We start from the raw sequence: 13,971 nt of genomic DNA, 5'->3' as shown, positions 1-13,971 counted from the left end.
TTATACCCACTATTGATATTTGCAGGAAAGCTTAGTCAGATTCTTAGATTTGCACAGTCAGCGCCCCGAGACCTGCGTAACGCTGCGCACGCCGGCCTCGGGCCGCAAGTCGAGGCGACGTAGCGACTGCGCATTGAGTGCCACGACAACCGTCGACGCTGACATCAATATCGCTCCGACGGACATGGGCATTACAAAACCCAGCGGCGCGGCCACACCGGCGGCCAACGGGACCGAGATCAGGTTGTAACCCGCTGCCCACCAAAGGTTCTGCTTCATCTTCCGGTAGGACTGCCGGGAAAGCTCGATGACCGAGAGCACCGATCGTGGGTCCGAGCTCGCCAGAATGACGCCCGCCGACGCGATGGCGACGTCGGTACCCGCGCCGATGGCGATGCCGACGTCCGCGGCGGCCAGTGCGGGCGCATCGTTGACGCCGTCGCCCACCATGGCCACCTTCAGGCCTTCGCGCTGGAGTTCGGCGACCTTGGCGGCCTTGTCTTCAGGCCGTACACCTGCGAATACGCGGTCGATACCCAGCTTTGAGGCCACCGCGGAGGCCACCGGAGCGGCGTCGCCAGTGATCATCACCACTTCGATGCCCAGCGCGTGCAGTGCGTCGACGGCCTGACGGGATTCCGGCCGGATCTCGTCGGCCAGGGCCAACGCGCCGGCCACGCTCCCGTCGACCAGGACGTGCAGCACGGTGGCGCCATCCCACCGGACGGTGTCCGGCAGCGGGGTCTGCCCGGCCTGTTCGAGTAGCGCGGGCCCGCCGACCTGCACGCGCTGCCCACCGACCAGGGCGCTGACCCCGACCGCGGGAGAGGAACTGAAATCGCTCGCCGCCGGGATGTCGAGGCCGCGGTGCTGTGCCGCCGCGACGATGGCGCGGGCCAGCGGGTGTTCGGAATCCGCCTCCGCGGCCGCCGCCAATGCCAGCACCTCGTTCTCCGGCCGGTCCGTGGCCACCACCGCGGTGACGGCCGGCTCCCCCTTGGTGAGGGTTCCGGTCTTGTCGAACAGCACCGCGCCGACAGTGCGCATGGTCTCCAGCGCCAGGCGGTCCTTGATCAGCACCCCGCCCCGGGCGGCCCGCTCGGTCGCGATGGACACCACCAGCGGGATGGCCAGGCCCAGGGCGTGCGGGCACGCGATGACCAGCACCGTGATCGTGCGGACGACGGCCTGGTCGGGTTCGCCCAACAGGGTCCACGCCAGCGCCGTCAGCACCGCCGAACCCAGCGCGAACCAGAACAGCCAGCCCGCGGCCCGGTCGGCCAGGCGCTGCGCCCGGGACGAGGAGTTCATCGCCTCGCCGACCAACCGTTGGATGCCGGCCAGCGCGGTGTCGTCGCCGACGGCCGTCACCCGGATCCGCAGTCCGGAGTCGGTGGCGACGGTTCCCGCGACGACGTCGTCACCAGCACTTCGGCGCACCGTCCGCGACTCGCCCGTCACCATCGACTCATCCATGTCGGCGGCACCGTCGACGATGCGGCCGTCGACGGGCACGCTGCCGCCCGGCCGAACGATCACCAGGTCGCCGACCTGTAGATCCGCCGGGGCCACGGTCACCACCTGCTCGGCATCGCCGTCGTTCTCGACGCGCTCGGCCTCGTCGGGCAGCAGCGCGGCCAGCGAGTCGAGTGCCGAAGTGGTCTGGGCCAGCGACCGCATCTCGATCCAGTGGCCCAGCAGCATGATCACGATCAGCAGCGCGAGCTCCCACCAGAAGTCCAGCTCGTGGTGCAGCACCCCGAGGCTGGCCCCCCACGACGAGATGAACGCGACCGTGATCGCCAGTCCGATCAACAGCATCATTCCCGGTGCGCGCGAACGTATCTCGCTGATCGCGCCGGTCAGGAACGGCCGGCCGCCCCATACGTACATGACCGTGCCGAGCACCGGCGAGATCCAGCGTGCCCCGGGGAAACTCGGTAGGTCGTAGCCGAGGAGCATCGCGAACATCGGTGAGAGTGCGACGGTCGGCACGGCCAGCGCGGCCATGACCCAGAACAACCTCCGGAACTGCGCGACATGGTCGCCGTGGCCGCCATGCCCCTCGTGACCGGTGTGTTCGTGCTCGTGCATCGCGTGTTCGGTCGTGGTCATGTCGCCACTGTATACCCCTAGGGGGTATCTGGCCACCGTGATGGGCGTAACTGTTGACGGCGATGCACTATCCGCTGAACACCCCGCTGGGCCGCATGGGCGTCCAAACCCTTGAGGAGGGCCCGGACCGCTGCGTGGCCTCCATACCCGTGGGCGGTCTGCTCAATCCGCTGACGCACGTCCCGACCGCCGCCCCGCTGGCGATGCTGGTCGACCACATCGGCGGCCTGGTCAACCACTATCGCCGCGATGAAGACGAGTGGACGGTGTCCAGCGAGCTGGCCATCGAGCTGACCCCGCACGCGCTCGAGCTCGTCGCGGCCGCGCCGGAGGAGCCCGTGGTCGCGAGTGCACGGCCGTTCGGCCCGAAGGGCACGGGTTCGCTGAGCCTGTCCGAGCTGACGCACAGCGGCCAGTTGGTGGGGACCGCGACGGTGCGGTCCTTTCACATCCACGTTCCGGGACACATCGTCGCCTGGCCCTCGAGCTCGACCGAGGGAATCCCACCCGCTGCCCTGGAAGACCGCATGTCGGTCGAGGTCGCCGAGACCGGCGGCCAGGCTGCGGTGTTGCGGCAGCTGCCGGATCCCGTCATCAACAACAGCATCGGCATCGTGCACGGCGGGGTGTCCGCGGCGGCGCTCGAACTCGTGGGCTCGGCCGCCCTCAGCGACGGCACCGGTGCGCCATGGCAGACGGCCTCATTGCGGGTCAACTATCTGCGCCAGTTCCGCGGTGGCAACGAATCCCGTTATGAGGCAAGGGCATTACGCACCGGACGAAGCTCCGGTGTAGCCGATGCGCAGGCCATCGGCGACGACGGTGCGGTCGCCCTGATCGCCCGGCTGACCGCGTACCGCTGATTTCGCCACGGCAACGTAAATTTCACTGTGCAATCGATTTCACAACAACGATGCTGCCATTGCGCACTGGCGTGAAACCCTCCGGAATGAACCACATCTACGGAGGAGTTCGCCATGAGTACGCCGACTATGTCACATCGATTGGCAGCCGAATTCATCGGGACGTTCTGGCTGGTCCTGGGCGGTTGCGGTAGCGCGGTGTTCGCCGCGAAGTTTCTCTCAGACGGCTTCTCCGTGGGAATCGGTTTCCTCGGGGTCGCCCTGGCGTTCGGCCTGACGGTGCTGACCGGCGTGTACGCCTTCGGCACCGTCTCGGGCGGGCACTTCAATCCGGCGGTCACGCTGGGCGCCGCGCTGGCCCGTCGCGTCGAGTGGGCAGCCGTTGTGCCGTACTGGATTTCACAGGTGATCGGCGGTCTGGTCGCCGGCGTGGTGATCTACGTGATCGCCAGCGGCAAGGACGGCTGGTCGGCCACCGGGAACATGGCCGCCAACGGGTTCGGCGAGCACTCCCCCGGCGGCTATTCGCTGGTTGCGGTCCTTCTCGCCGAGGTGATCCTCACCGCGGTGTTCCTGCTGGTAATCCTCGGCTCCACCGACGACCGCGCACCGAAGGGCTTTGCCGGACTGGCGATCGGCCTCACCCTGACGCTGATCCACCTGATCTCGATCCCGATCTCCAACACGTCGGTCAACCCGGCCCGCTCCACGGCGGTCGCGTTCTTCAACGGCAACGGCGCACCCGCGCAGCTCTGGGCATTCTGGCTGGCCCCGCTGGTCGGTGCGGCCATCGCCGGGCTGGCCTACTCGTTCCTGTTCGGAGTCGCCGACGAACTGGCCGACCGCCCGGTACGCGAGGACGCGCTCGACCGGTAGCCCGGCGGATCAGGTCAGGTGGTCGAATTCACCACTGACCCAACGAATATGAGTCTCGGCTGACCGGTGCACTACATCCTTGGCGGCGCTGTCTATCTCATCGCCGCCAAGGGTGTAGAGCCGGTCGTAGTCGTATTCATCGAGCCGGTCCACGATCCGCCGCACCACCGCGGCCGACAGCGGGACGTGCTTGGGGAAGTTCCGTTGGAACGACACCCAGTTCCGGGCCAGCCCACCGGAGATGGTGTCCCCGACCAGCAGGGTGCCGTCGGTCGTCAGTGCCACCGAACTGCCCCGCATGTGGCCGCCGACATGTATCAGCCGTAGTCCGGGCAGTGGTTCGGACTGCCCGTCCCACAGCTCGATCAGCGGATCCGGACCCGGAAGCCACTCGGCATCAAGGGAGTTCACATATACCGGCACTCCCCCGAACGCCCTGCTCCAACTGAGTTGCGCTCCGAACATGTGCGGATGGCTGGCGGCAACAGCAGCCACACCCCCGAGGCCGTGAACGAGGCCGACGATCTCGTCGTCCAGGTAACCCGGCGAATCCCACAACAGGTTTCCGTTCGCGGTCTGCACCAGGAACGACCGGTGCCCGATGGCGAACTTGGGCGCTCTGCGCAGGCTGTGCACCCCGCGGCCGTGGTCGACGTGTTCCGTGTGGTGCGGCTGGGCCGCCAGTTCATCCAGCGTGGTCCAGGTGCCGTGCGGTGGCAGGTCGCCACGTTCCTCGATCGACACCGCCTCGGAGGTCAGCACGCAGCTGGTCGCCGGTTCGGTATCGGAATCCGGGTGTTCCACACCACATCCCGTGCAAATCCAAGTAGGCATACCGCCGAGCTTGGCACCTCAACAATGGTTCAGGTCAAGCGCTCTTGCGTCGCGCCTTCCCGGCCGCACCGCGCTCGGTGGGTGCGCCCTCATGGGCCAGCGTGCCTCCGGCACTCTCCAGATGGGCCCGGACGAACCATTGGAACTTCTCGAGTTCGGCAGCGTGATCGATGAGGATGTCCTGGGAGACCAGGTCGAGTTTCTCCAGGCGGCCGATCGCCTTGCGGATGTCCTCGATCACCCCGTTGTAGACGAGGTCGAGCGCCGCGAGGTGGGCTTGCACCTTGTCACGTCCGACGGAGTAGTCGTCCCAGGTGCGGTCAGCGACGATGGCGCCCGGGGTGCCCTTAGGCGATTTGCCCAGTGCGGCAATCCGTTCAGCGACCTCGTCGGCGTAGGCCCGCACCAGCTCCACCTGCGGGTCGATCATCTCGTGCACTCCGATGAAGTTCGGACCGACGACGTTCCAGTGGACGTGCTTGAGCGTGAGATGTAGGTCGTTGTATGTGCTGAGCTGCTTCTGCAACAGCTCGGCCACGTCGCTCCCCTGCTTGTCGGTCAGTCCGGGAATGGTGAACGAGGTCATTGCGGCTCCTTTGATTCACGATGGGTTCCGTCCCCGGGTACCCGACAATCGCGGCGCGCAATCAGCCCGGCTACAGCGCCCGCAGGTTCGGAATGGGCTGACGCGCTCCGAATCGCGGATTACGGGCCAGCCCGCTGGCTTCCAGCAATCGAACGGCCCGCTGCCGGTGTGGGCGCAGCGGTTCGAGCAGTTCCACCATGGCCGCGTCATCGATCGGCCGGCCGATCAGGGTGCGTCCCACCATCGTCGCCAGGTGGTAGTCCCCCACCGACAGTGCGTCGGCGTCGCCGAAGGCACGTTGCACGGTTTCGGCTGCCGTCCATTCGCCGACGCCGGGCAGCGACCGCAGCGCCGTCACGGCCCGCTCAGCGGTGAGCCGTTCGAGGGCGTCGGCGCGCTGGGCGCACCCCACGATGGTGCGGGCCCGACCCGGATCCACGTTGGCCCGGTGGAATTCCCATGATGGGATGCGTCGCCACGCCTCGGCGGTGGGCGGCACCCGCATCCCCGCGGGCGCCGGCCCCGGAGCGGGGGCGCCGTACGTCGTCACCAACCGCCGCCAGGCCCGCCAGGCATCCATGCCCGAGACCCGTTGCTCGATGATCGCGGGCACCAGGGCCTCCAGGACCCGGCCGCTGCGACCGAGACGCAGATGCGGCACCCGCCGGTGGGCCTCGGCGATCGTCGGTTCGACAGGGTCGAAGCCGGTCGCGTCGTCATCGGCACCCACCAGCGCCGCGAATCCGTCGAGGAACTCCGCGCTGCCGGCGCCCCACGCCTCGCAGTCCACGGTTTCGGGGGCCGATTTGGTGATCCGCACGGTGACCGGACCGGTATTCATCGCGCTGACGCGCCAGATCGCGCCGTCGGCACCGACCCGGTTGCAGGGATCACCACCGCCGCGTCGCCACGGGGCCAACGTCAGGCCCGGGCTGGCCGGACCCTCGAATACGACGCTGGTTGAGGGCACTGCACCAGATTAGGCCAGGACGATCTGAGCCTTCTCCGGGTAGAACGCCAGGTGACCGGCGATTTCGGCGACGGCCGGATATGGGTCCTCATAGGTCCAGATCACGTCGGCGACCCCGCCGACGTCGTAGTAGTTCGCCTCACCCTTGTACGGACAGTAGGTGGTGTTGGCACTGCGGGTCAGCGTCTCGAACACCACGTCGGCACGCGGGATGTACTGCACCGCTGGATAGGTCGACTCTTGCAGGGTCAAGGCGCCATCGGTCTGCGCGACGATCGCGCCGCCGATCGTGACGGTGACCCGACGTCCGGTCGGGGTGATGGTGATGGGGTGGGCTGCGCTGGGCAGCAGCACCTGGCGCTCGGTCATATGCCGCACAACGTCGGGGCGTGGCCACCGATTCCCGGGCAGACTGGGGCGATGGGAACTTTGCAGAAGGCGCGGCTGGGTGATCTTGAGGTGGCGCGGATCGGGCTGGGCACGATGGGCATGTCGTTCGCGTACGGCAGCGCGGGCCGCGACGACGCAGAGTCCATCCGCACCATTCATCGGGCGATTGACCTGGGTGTCACCCTCATCGACACCGCCGAGGTGTACGGGCCGTACGTGAACGAGGAGCTGGTCGGCCGGGCGCTACAGGGCCGGCGCGACGAGGTCGTGCTCGCCACCAAGTTCGGGATGATCTCCCACACCGGCCGCGACGGAGCGGACAGCAGCCCCGCCAACATCCGTACCGCGGTCGAGGGGTCACTGCGCCGACTGGGCACCGATCACGTCGATCTCTACTACCAACACCGGTTGGACCGGTCCACGCCGATCGAGGAGACCATCGGGGTGCTGGCCGAACTCATCGGCGAGGGCAAGGTGCGCCATATCGGCTTGTCCGAGGTGGGAGTAGAGACCATCCGGCGCGCCCACGCGGTCCATCCGATCACCGCACTGCAATCGGAGTACTCGTTGTTCACCCGAGATCCCGAGGACGGGATTCTGGACACGTTGCGCGAGAACGGGATCGGATTCGTGGCGTACTCGCCGCTGGGCCGCGGTTTCCTCACCGGGCAGATCCGGTCGGTCGACGATCTGGCCGCCGACGACACTCGCCGGGACAACCCCCGGTTCACCGGGGAGAACTTCGCCGCGAATCTGCGCCTCGCCGACGAGGTGCGGGCGATCGCCGACGCATCGGGCGCGACGCCGGGGCAGGTCGCGCTCGCCTGGCTGTTGTCGCGCGGCCCCGACATCGTGCCGATCCCCGGAACCAAACGTGCCGAGCGGTTGGAGGAGAACGTCGCCGCCGACGCCGTGACGCTCACCGCCGATCAGCTGTCCACGCTCGACAACCTCGCGCCTGCCGCAGGCGACCATCACACCGCGGCTCAGATGCGAATGATCGACCGGTAGCCCGGGGCTACGATCGCCGCATGACCGAGCCTGTGAAAGCCACCGTGTCCATCGCTGCCGATCCCGCGGCGGTGTACGCACTCATCACCGATCTGTCCACGCTGGCCTCGCTCGCCGAGGAGGCCCACGCGATGGAGTGGCAGAAGGGCACCTCCGCCAGCCCCGGTTCGGTTTTCAAGGGGCACAACCGCAATGGCTCCAAGGCCTGGAGCACCGTCTGCACGATCACCGACGCCGAGCCGGGCAAGACCTTCGCCTTCGACGTGAAGTCCCTCGTGTTCCCCGTCGCGCACTGGCGCTACGACATCGCCGCCTCTGACGGCGGCTGCACGGTCACCGAGTCCACCTGGGATCGCCGCGCGGGCTGGTTCAAGAAGGTCGCGGGTCTGGCCACCGGGGTATCCGACCGCGACACCGCCAACGCCGAGCACATTCAGCTCACCCTGCAGCGGCTCAAGGAGCGCGCCGAGGCTTGAGCCGAGGGCTACATCTGGTGGCTCAGAACGGTGGTGGTTCTGCGCTGGTGTTCAGCCAGGCTTGGTATTGGCGTTCGAATTCGAGGTCGTTGTTGAGTTCGGCGCGTAAGCGTCGTTCGGCGGTGATGCGGTCTTTGCGGTCTTGTTCGCGGGTTCGGCGGCGGGTGGGCATCATCGCGCCGCGGTGCGGGCTCGCGGCCGGGGTTCGGGGAGGTTCAGTTCCCCGGTCGGGGTTCCCAGGGCCGGGAACATACCGGCGCCGTGCGGTTCGGTGGTGTAGGTGTGCCCGGTGGGGGATGTGATTTCCACTGTGCCGTCGGGTAGTTGGCGATCCGACCACCCGGCGCAGAAAGTCTTCACCAAATGATGGGTCCGGCAGTAGAGCTTGGTGCTGGACGGATGGGTCGGGCCCCACGGATAGGGCACGGTGTGGTCGATGTCGGTTGCCGTCGCAGGCGCGTCACAACCGGGGAACCGGCACGTGAGGTCACGCCAGCGGATAAACTCTGAGAGCGCCACCGAGGGGCGATACCCCGGCTCAGCCGGTTCGCTCGGCTCGGTGGGCACGTGCAACGGCTTGAGTTTGGCCGCGGCGGCCAGGTCTCGCACCGACTGGGCGGGCAGGATCCCATGCCCGGGTAGATACCCCGGATCATCCGTGGCGCCCTCCAGGGTGGTTTGGTCGGCCAGCACATGAATCACCGCGGCATTAGCGGCGGCTCGTTTCTGGGCCGCGGGGCAATCCGGCAGCCCACACAGGCAAGCCAACTGCGACTCCAGCCGCGCCAACGGACCGACAGCATCGGCGCGGCGCTGCTGCCGGGTGCGCGGATCGTTGGGGCACACCGTCGCCGCCAGGGCATCCAAACGTTGATTCAATGCCGCGCCGTCGGTGGCATGGATGTTGGCCCACACCGAGGTCATGCCGGGGCTGCTCGGGTCGATCTCGACGAACCGCTCATCATCGATATTCGGCGGGACCCGCACCCCATTCGGATCCAGTTTGGCGATCCACTGATCCACCCGATCCCGCAGTTTCGGCTCCGACAGCCGCATCCACGCATGGGCGCGCCGCGCCAGCGCCTCATCCACAGCGGCCCGCACGTCCGGGTCGACGATGCCGGTGCGCGCGATGATCATGCATACCACCCGATAATCGATCTCCCCGGCCGCCAACCGTGCCGCCACCAACGGCAGCTTGTCGCGCAACACCCGGGCACGGTGAACCTGCGTGCCGGCACGGCCCCGGCTGATCCGCAACGCCGCTGACACTTCGGCGGCGACCTCCTCGAACGGATCGGTCCGCCAGAAAATGGACTCGGCCAACTCGATGTCGCGCAGGGTGTCCAACGCCCCGATCGCGGCCAACCGGGCCGCGATCGCCACCGACTCCACCCGCGCCGCGGCACTGATCCTGTCGATCAATGCCGCATCGGAATCACTGTCGAACATACGTTCTAGCTTAATCAAGCCCACCGACAACCGCTGGGCCCTGCCGGACATGTCGTACCCCGGGAGGAATGTGACGGCCAAGCACCAACGAAAGGGGCGCCTGATGTGCTGGATCTGCGATCACCCCGAGGCAACCAGACAGGACTATCTCGAGTGCCTGCGGGAGAAGACCTTCAAGCGGGGCTGGGCCGTGCAATACGTCGAGCACGACCGCAGGCCGTTCGGCTACACCATCGGGCTCAGCGAGGCCGGGCTACCCGAGTTGCTGATCACCGGGCTGGAGCCGCTGATGACGTTGAAGCTGCTCAACACAGTGGCGGAATACATGGTGAACGAGACCGAACCCGCCCCCGGCGACACCATCACGCTGCCCGATGACTGGTTCGCCGAGTTCGTCGAAGTCAGCGAGCCCACCGCCCATCTCAGCTTCGCAGTGGAGTTGTGCGGTTACGACATCCGCGCGCTGCAGGTCGTGTGGCATGACCGGCACGGCCACTCACCCTGGTGTTCCGAGTTCAATCGGGGCGGTCCCCGCCAACCCGTTCTCGGCATACGGGTGCCGCACGAAACCGCTTGAACATGCTTCTTTCTGCCATGAGGCGATCAATTTCTGCCATCGGAAATTGATGCTCCGAGCCCTCGGTTTACACAGGCATAACCGGCACGGACAGCACCAGAAACAACAGCCGGAAGAAACAGAGAGAAGCAGGAAAATGAAGAAGTTCGGATTCGCCATCGTCGCCGCCAGCGGACTGGGTGCAGCCGTTCTGGGGCTGGCCGCACCGGCCCTGGCCGCCGAGCCCGCTCACGTCGCAGCCCCCAGCAGCGTCACCATCTCGGCAGGTGTGGACCACTTGGACTGGCTTGACCAGCTGCACCCGAAGCCGATGGTTCCCAAGGTGGACAACACCGTTCGCCACAGCGGCCGCTGACACCCGCAGACGACAGAGGGGCAGCCCAGAGATGGGTTGCTCCTCTTCGCTTTTCGGCGACGCTCAGAACGCGTAGCGGTGATATTGCGCCATGTACCGCAGCACGGGCACAGGCTTCATGATGGCCAGCATCATCCGGTAGTACCAGGGCAGCGTATTGAACACGTTGTCAGCGAAGGGCGATACCCAGGCCAACAGCCTGGTGCCCGGTACCGCACGCAGGATGTCCTCGGGCTTGTTGATGGCCCAGTGAAGTTTGGCGCCGGACCGGCGCACCACGGTGTTACTCCACTGCGATTTGATACCGAGGGTGTTGAACGCATCGAATTGCAGTTCCCCGGAAGGAAATCCGTCGACGATGCGGCGCAGCAGCGCGACACCGTCGTGTTCGGTGAGGTACATGGTGAGTCCTTCACCGATCATCAGGGTCGGCCGGTCGGCGGGGACGTCACGCAGCCAGGCCGGGTCGGTCACCGAGGCGGCCACCACGTGATAGTGCTCGGCCGACGGGTAGAGCTGTTCGCGCAGGTGCGCGACGTCAGGGTAGTCGATGTCGTACCACTCGACACCGGGGCCCGGCTGCAGCCGAAAGAAGCGACCATCCAATCCGCAGCCCAGATGCAGCACGACGGCCTCGGGGTGCACGGCGAGGAACTGGCGGGTCCACCGGTCGAAGTGCGCGCTGCGGGTGGTCACCGATGGTGACGTCGCCTCGGTGATCGAAGTACGGCTCCAGTCATAGTCGATGCGGTCGGCGATCTCTTTCGCCATCTGGTCACCGAGGATCGGGTTGGGCATCCCGGCGTCGAGCGCCTTGGCGTAGAACGTCGCCAACATGGTCTGCGGAGCCCCGGACAGGTCGACTTTCAGCTTGTCGGTCATATCGCCAGGTTAGGCCGCAATACGCTTGCCGCCCAGTGGCTTAACACCCGTCGGCGTGGTGTTCAGCCGCTCTTCTGCGCGCGTTTGGCGGCGCGCAGGCCCACCCAGAACTTCGCCGCTTCGGCGATCGATTCCTCGACAGGCCTTGGCTGCCAACCGAGTTCACGCACAGCCTTGGAGTGATCGAGCTCGGCTTCAGCCCGCATGAGTCGCAGGGACTCCAGTGACAGACGCTCATCGGTGCCACGCAGCTTGCCCTTGATGGTGCCCGCCGCGGCCAGCACATAGGACACCGGCAGCGGAATCGACCGCTGCGGAGGCGCGACGCCGGCGGCCTCGGCGGCCAGGCGTGCCACCTCGGCGTTGCTGATCATCTTCTCCGAGATCAGATAGCGTTCGCCCGGGGTGCCCCGGTCGGCGGCCAGGATCATGGCCTTGGCCGCATCGTCGATTCCGACGGCTTCCAGGTCGATCCCGCTCATGACGAACGGCAGCTTGCCGAACGCGGCACCGGCGATGATCGCACCGTGCGGGGTCCGGCCCCAGTCGCCGCTGCCGTAGGTGGTCGACACGCACATCGCGACGGCGGGCACACCACGCTCCCGCGCGTACCGCAACACCAGATCTTCAGCCTGCACCCGCGACCGCACGTAGGGCGTCACCCCCTGCACGTCGACGACGTCGGCTTCGGTCGAGCGCTTTCCGCGCTTGCGGCCGACGGTGACGTAACTGCTGGTGTAGACGAACTTTCGCAATTCGGGGAACCCGGCGGCCACGTCGAGCACGTTGCGGGTGCCCTCGACGTTGGTACGGAACAGCGGCGCCGGGTCGCGCAACCAGCCACGGGCATCGACGACGCAGTGGTAGACGACGTCGCAGCCGGTCATCGCCTCGCGCAGGGCATCGGTGTCGAAGACATCCCCGAGTACCCGTTTGACGTCGAGATCGTCGATCCCGATGGTGTTGGCATTCGGCCGCACCATGGCCCGGATCTCCGACCCGTCGTCTGCAGCGACCAGCTGCCGCAACACATGAGAGCCGAGAAATCCGTTGGCCCCGATGACCAGCTTGGCGCTCACTTGCCGCCCCCGAACTGCTTCCACCATTGGTCGGCCTCCTCGGTCAGCGTCCCGAGTTCAGCGGCCTTGCGGCACCATTTACGGGCCGCGGAAACAAATCTGAGGGGGTTGTAGACGTCTTCCTGACGTGACCACAGGCCGTCACCGGCGTAGGTCAGGATCGAGATGTTGGTGGCGCTGATGATGGTGCCGTCACCCGGGTCGCGCATGGGGTTGTCCAGCTCGCAGATGATGCGGCCGGTCGGCTCGTCGATCACCGACCACAGCGACGGGAACGACGTCATGTAGCTGCCGGGGAAGGTGGTCATGGTCTTCCAGATCCACGGCCGCACCTGCTCGCGTCCCTTCATGGTGCCCACGGCGTGCTCGATGTAGTCGACGTCGACGGTGTAGTGGTCGGCCCACACATCCCAGTTCTTGGTCTGCGCGGCCCGGTCGACGGTCTGCTCGAACGTTTCGAAGGCAGCGGCGAGTTCCTCGCGGCTGAAGGGGCTGCTCGTCACCCCAAAACTAGAACACGTTCTACCAGCCTTTGTCGAGGCCCGTCACGGCACCGCCAGCACCTGCCGGGAACCCAGCGGGGCCTGCAGGGCCGCCTCGGCACTGCCGTGCACCGCGAGCGCGATACACATGCGGCCGACGGACTCCGGTGGCGTTCCTCCGCGAAGCTCGATCGTCACCGCGTCGGCGGTCTCCTGCGTGACCAGGTGCACTCCGAAGCAATCCGGGGTACCCGCGGTGAAGTTGACCAGCAGGCCGTCCCCGTCGCGGCTGAAGGATTCGATCGTGGTCATGTGAGGGTCGACGATCGCGGGGTTGTCGGTGAACAGCGTCCGGCCGGGATCAGGCGGCACCTCGGGCACCGCGACCGGGTTCGGCTCGGCCGCCGCGGTGGGGCATCCGGCCAGCAGGAGTAAACCGGCAGCCGCCGAGGTTGCAACTACACGCATGACCACCACGGTAATCACGGAGCACAATGGGGCACATGGGCAACTATTCGACAGCGATCCTCGCGGGCGGCTGCTTCTGGGGCATGCAGGACCTCATCCGCAAGCAGCCCGGCGTGGTCTCCACCCGGGTCGGCTACACGGGCGGCCGCAACGACCATCCGACGTACCGCAATCATCCGGGCCACGCCGAGGCCGTCGAGATCGAATTCGATCCGATTCGCACCAGTTACCGGGCGCTATTGGAGTTCTTCTTCCAGATCCACGATCCCTCCACCAAGGACCGGCAGGGCAATGACGTCGGCAGCAGCTACCGGTCGGCGATCTTCTACCTCGATGACGAGCAGAAGCGCGTCGCGCTGGACACCATCGCCGATGTGGACGCGTCGGGACTGTGGCCGGGCAAGGTGGTCACCGAGGTGACCCCGGCCAGCGACTTCTGGGAGGCCGAGCCCGAGCACCAGGACTACCTGGTGCATTACCCGAACGGGTACACCTGCCACTTCCCGCGCGCGGGATGGAAGCTGCCCAAGCGGCAGACCGCGAGCCAGTAGAGCG

Annotated in this window: 18 protein-coding genes; 7 read left to right on the top strand and 11 right to left on the bottom strand. The window is 66.9% G+C overall.

All coding sequences use genetic code 11. From position 1 onward, the window contains the following. Positions 1-57: 57 nt before the first annotated feature. On the bottom strand, positions 58-2,115 hold the full coding sequence (locus EH231_RS33540) for a heavy metal translocating P-type ATPase (protein ID WP_124714120.1): 2,058 nt from the start codon (positions 2,113-2,115) through the stop codon (positions 58-60). A 62-nt stretch (positions 2,116-2,177) separates the two neighbouring features. Between EH231_RS33540 and EH231_RS33535 the strand changes: the two genes are divergently transcribed. Together EH231_RS33535 and aqpZ are read left to right on the top strand one after the other, a co-directional pair. Beyond that, positions 2,178-2,978 carry a PaaI family thioesterase gene (locus tag EH231_RS33535; RefSeq protein WP_124714119.1) on the top strand — a complete coding sequence of 267 codons (801 nt, stop codon included), beginning with the start codon at positions 2,178-2,180 and terminating at the stop codon, positions 2,976-2,978. A gap of 114 nt (positions 2,979-3,092) precedes the next feature. Then, positions 3,093-3,854 (top strand): aquaporin Z, encoded by a 762-nt coding sequence (gene aqpZ, locus EH231_RS33530; protein WP_090429803.1) that lies wholly within the window; start codon positions 3,093-3,095, stop codon positions 3,852-3,854. A 9-nt stretch (positions 3,855-3,863) separates the two neighbouring features. Here aqpZ and EH231_RS33525 read toward each other — a convergent pair whose 3' ends face one another. The 4 genes from EH231_RS33525 to EH231_RS33510 all read right to left on the bottom strand — a co-directional run bounded on the left by EH231_RS33525 (position 3,864) and on the right by EH231_RS33510 (position 6,613). Beyond that, on the bottom strand, positions 3,864-4,688 hold the full coding sequence (locus EH231_RS33525; RefSeq protein ID WP_241177850.1) for an MBL fold metallo-hydrolase: 825 nt from the start codon (positions 4,686-4,688) through the stop codon (positions 3,864-3,866). 34 nt (positions 4,689-4,722) lie between these two features. Then, complete coding sequence (locus tag EH231_RS33520) at positions 4,723-5,274, bottom strand: Dps family protein (RefSeq protein WP_090429801.1); 552 nt, start codon at positions 5,272-5,274, stop codon at positions 4,723-4,725. Positions 5,275-5,344: 70 nt separating this feature from the next. Further along, on the bottom strand, positions 5,345-6,244 hold the full coding sequence (locus tag EH231_RS33515; protein WP_124714118.1) for a DNA-3-methyladenine glycosylase family protein: 900 nt from the start codon (positions 6,242-6,244) through the stop codon (positions 5,345-5,347). 9 nt (positions 6,245-6,253) lie between these two features. Next, positions 6,254-6,613 carry a DUF427 domain-containing protein gene (locus EH231_RS33510; protein WP_090429797.1) on the bottom strand — a complete coding sequence of 120 codons (360 nt, stop codon included), beginning with the start codon at positions 6,611-6,613 and terminating at the stop codon, positions 6,254-6,256. A 51-nt stretch (positions 6,614-6,664) separates the two neighbouring features. On the opposite strand from EH231_RS33510, the gene EH231_RS33505 reads away from it, so the two are divergent. Together EH231_RS33505 and EH231_RS33500 are read left to right on the top strand one after the other, a co-directional pair. Then, positions 6,665-7,645 (top strand): aldo/keto reductase, encoded by a 981-nt coding sequence (locus EH231_RS33505; protein ID WP_420891948.1) that lies wholly within the window; start codon positions 6,665-6,667, stop codon positions 7,643-7,645. Positions 7,646-7,665: 20 nt separating this feature from the next. Further along, positions 7,666-8,121 (top strand): SRPBCC family protein, encoded by a 456-nt coding sequence (locus EH231_RS33500; RefSeq protein ID WP_124714117.1) that lies wholly within the window; start codon positions 7,666-7,668, stop codon positions 8,119-8,121. Positions 8,122-8,143: 22 nt separating this feature from the next. Here the strand turns inward: EH231_RS33500 and EH231_RS34755 are convergent, their stop codons facing one another. Next, positions 8,144-8,296 carry a hypothetical protein gene (locus EH231_RS34755; RefSeq protein WP_338134350.1) on the bottom strand — a complete coding sequence of 51 codons (153 nt, stop codon included), beginning with the start codon at positions 8,294-8,296 and terminating at the stop codon, positions 8,144-8,146. Continuing rightward, positions 8,293-9,573 (bottom strand): HNH endonuclease signature motif containing protein, encoded by a 1,281-nt coding sequence (locus EH231_RS33495; protein ID WP_338134349.1) that lies wholly within the window; start codon positions 9,571-9,573, stop codon positions 8,293-8,295. The genes EH231_RS34755 and EH231_RS33495 overlap by 4 nt, the downstream gene beginning before the upstream one ends. 70 nt (positions 9,574-9,643) lie before the next feature. Here EH231_RS33495 and EH231_RS33490 point away from each other — a divergent pair, with 70 nt between their 5' ends. Beyond that, positions 9,644-10,150: a DUF4262 domain-containing protein gene (locus EH231_RS33490; RefSeq protein WP_234927333.1), complete on the top strand. Its 507-nt coding sequence runs from the start codon at positions 9,644-9,646 to the stop codon at positions 10,148-10,150. 136 nt (positions 10,151-10,286) lie between these two features. After that, positions 10,287-10,505 carry a hypothetical protein gene (locus tag EH231_RS33485; RefSeq protein WP_090429793.1) on the top strand — a complete coding sequence of 73 codons (219 nt, stop codon included), beginning with the start codon at positions 10,287-10,289 and terminating at the stop codon, positions 10,503-10,505. Positions 10,506-10,568: 63 nt separating this feature from the next. Here the strand turns inward: EH231_RS33485 and EH231_RS33480 are convergent, their stop codons facing one another. From EH231_RS33480 to EH231_RS33465, 4 genes are all read right to left on the bottom strand, one after another. Further along, complete coding sequence (locus tag EH231_RS33480; protein WP_124714116.1) at positions 10,569-11,387, bottom strand: class I SAM-dependent methyltransferase; 819 nt, start codon at positions 11,385-11,387, stop codon at positions 10,569-10,571. A 62-nt stretch (positions 11,388-11,449) separates the two neighbouring features. Further along, the gene (locus EH231_RS33475; RefSeq protein ID WP_090429789.1) at positions 11,450-12,466 is read right to left on the bottom strand and encodes an NAD-dependent epimerase/dehydratase family protein; all 1,017 of its coding nucleotides are present in this window, start codon (positions 12,464-12,466) and stop codon (positions 11,450-11,452) included. Next, the gene (locus tag EH231_RS33470; protein ID WP_090429787.1) at positions 12,463-12,969 is read right to left on the bottom strand and encodes a nuclear transport factor 2 family protein; all 507 of its coding nucleotides are present in this window, start codon (positions 12,967-12,969) and stop codon (positions 12,463-12,465) included. Before EH231_RS33470 ends, EH231_RS33475 begins: the two co-directional genes overlap by 4 nt. Before the next feature lie 42 nt (positions 12,970-13,011). Beyond that, positions 13,012-13,416 (bottom strand): hypothetical protein, encoded by a 405-nt coding sequence (locus EH231_RS33465; protein WP_241177849.1) that lies wholly within the window; start codon positions 13,414-13,416, stop codon positions 13,012-13,014. A gap of 35 nt (positions 13,417-13,451) precedes the next feature. Here EH231_RS33465 and msrA point away from each other — a divergent pair, with 35 nt between their 5' ends. Then, entirely contained in the window at positions 13,452-13,967 is a 516-nt protein-coding gene (msrA, locus tag EH231_RS33460; protein ID WP_090429785.1) for a peptide-methionine (S)-S-oxide reductase MsrA, read from the top strand. Positions 13,968-13,971: the final 4 nt, after the last annotated feature.

It is taken from the genome of Mycolicibacterium nivoides, assembly GCF_003855255.1.
In the GTDB taxonomy this organism is placed as follows: domain Bacteria; phylum Actinomycetota; class Actinomycetes; order Mycobacteriales; family Mycobacteriaceae; genus Mycobacterium; species Mycobacterium nivoides.
This window is presented reverse-complemented; position numbering and strand designations above follow the sequence as displayed.

Coding starts and splice junctions, on each gene's coding strand:
- EH231_RS33540 (WP_124714120.1), bottom strand. CDS start 2,115: ATGACCACGACCGAACACGCGATGCACGAGCACGAACACACCGGTCAC.
- EH231_RS33535 (WP_124714119.1), top strand. CDS start 2,178: ATGCACTATCCGCTGAACACCCCGCTGGGCCGCATGGGCGTCCAAACC.
- aqpZ (WP_090429803.1), top strand. CDS start 3,093: ATGAGTACGCCGACTATGTCACATCGATTGGCAGCCGAATTCATCGGG.
- EH231_RS33525 (WP_241177850.1), bottom strand. CDS start 4,688: ATGCCTACTTGGATTTGCACGGGATGTGGTGTGGAACACCCGGATTCC.
- EH231_RS33520 (WP_090429801.1), bottom strand. CDS start 5,274: ATGACCTCGTTCACCATTCCCGGACTGACCGACAAGCAGGGGAGCGAC.
- EH231_RS33510 (WP_090429797.1), bottom strand. CDS start 6,613: ATGACCGAGCGCCAGGTGCTGCTGCCCAGCGCAGCCCACCCCATCACC.
- EH231_RS33505 (WP_420891948.1), top strand. CDS start 6,665: ATGGGAACTTTGCAGAAGGCGCGGCTGGGTGATCTTGAGGTGGCGCGG.
- EH231_RS33500 (WP_124714117.1), top strand. CDS start 7,666: ATGACCGAGCCTGTGAAAGCCACCGTGTCCATCGCTGCCGATCCCGCG.
- EH231_RS34755 (WP_338134350.1), bottom strand. CDS start 8,296: ATGATGCCCACCCGCCGCCGAACCCGCGAACAAGACCGCAAAGACCGC.
- EH231_RS33495 (WP_338134349.1), bottom strand. CDS start 9,573: ATGTTCGACAGTGATTCCGATGCGGCATTGATCGACAGGATCAGTGCC.
- EH231_RS33485 (WP_090429793.1), top strand. CDS start 10,287: ATGAAGAAGTTCGGATTCGCCATCGTCGCCGCCAGCGGACTGGGTGCA.
- EH231_RS33480 (WP_124714116.1), bottom strand. CDS start 11,387: ATGACCGACAAGCTGAAAGTCGACCTGTCCGGGGCTCCGCAGACCATG.
- EH231_RS33465 (WP_241177849.1), bottom strand. CDS start 13,416: ATGCGTGTAGTTGCAACCTCGGCGGCTGCCGGTTTACTCCTGCTGGCC.
- msrA (WP_090429785.1), top strand. CDS start 13,452: ATGGGCAACTATTCGACAGCGATCCTCGCGGGCGGCTGCTTCTGGGGC.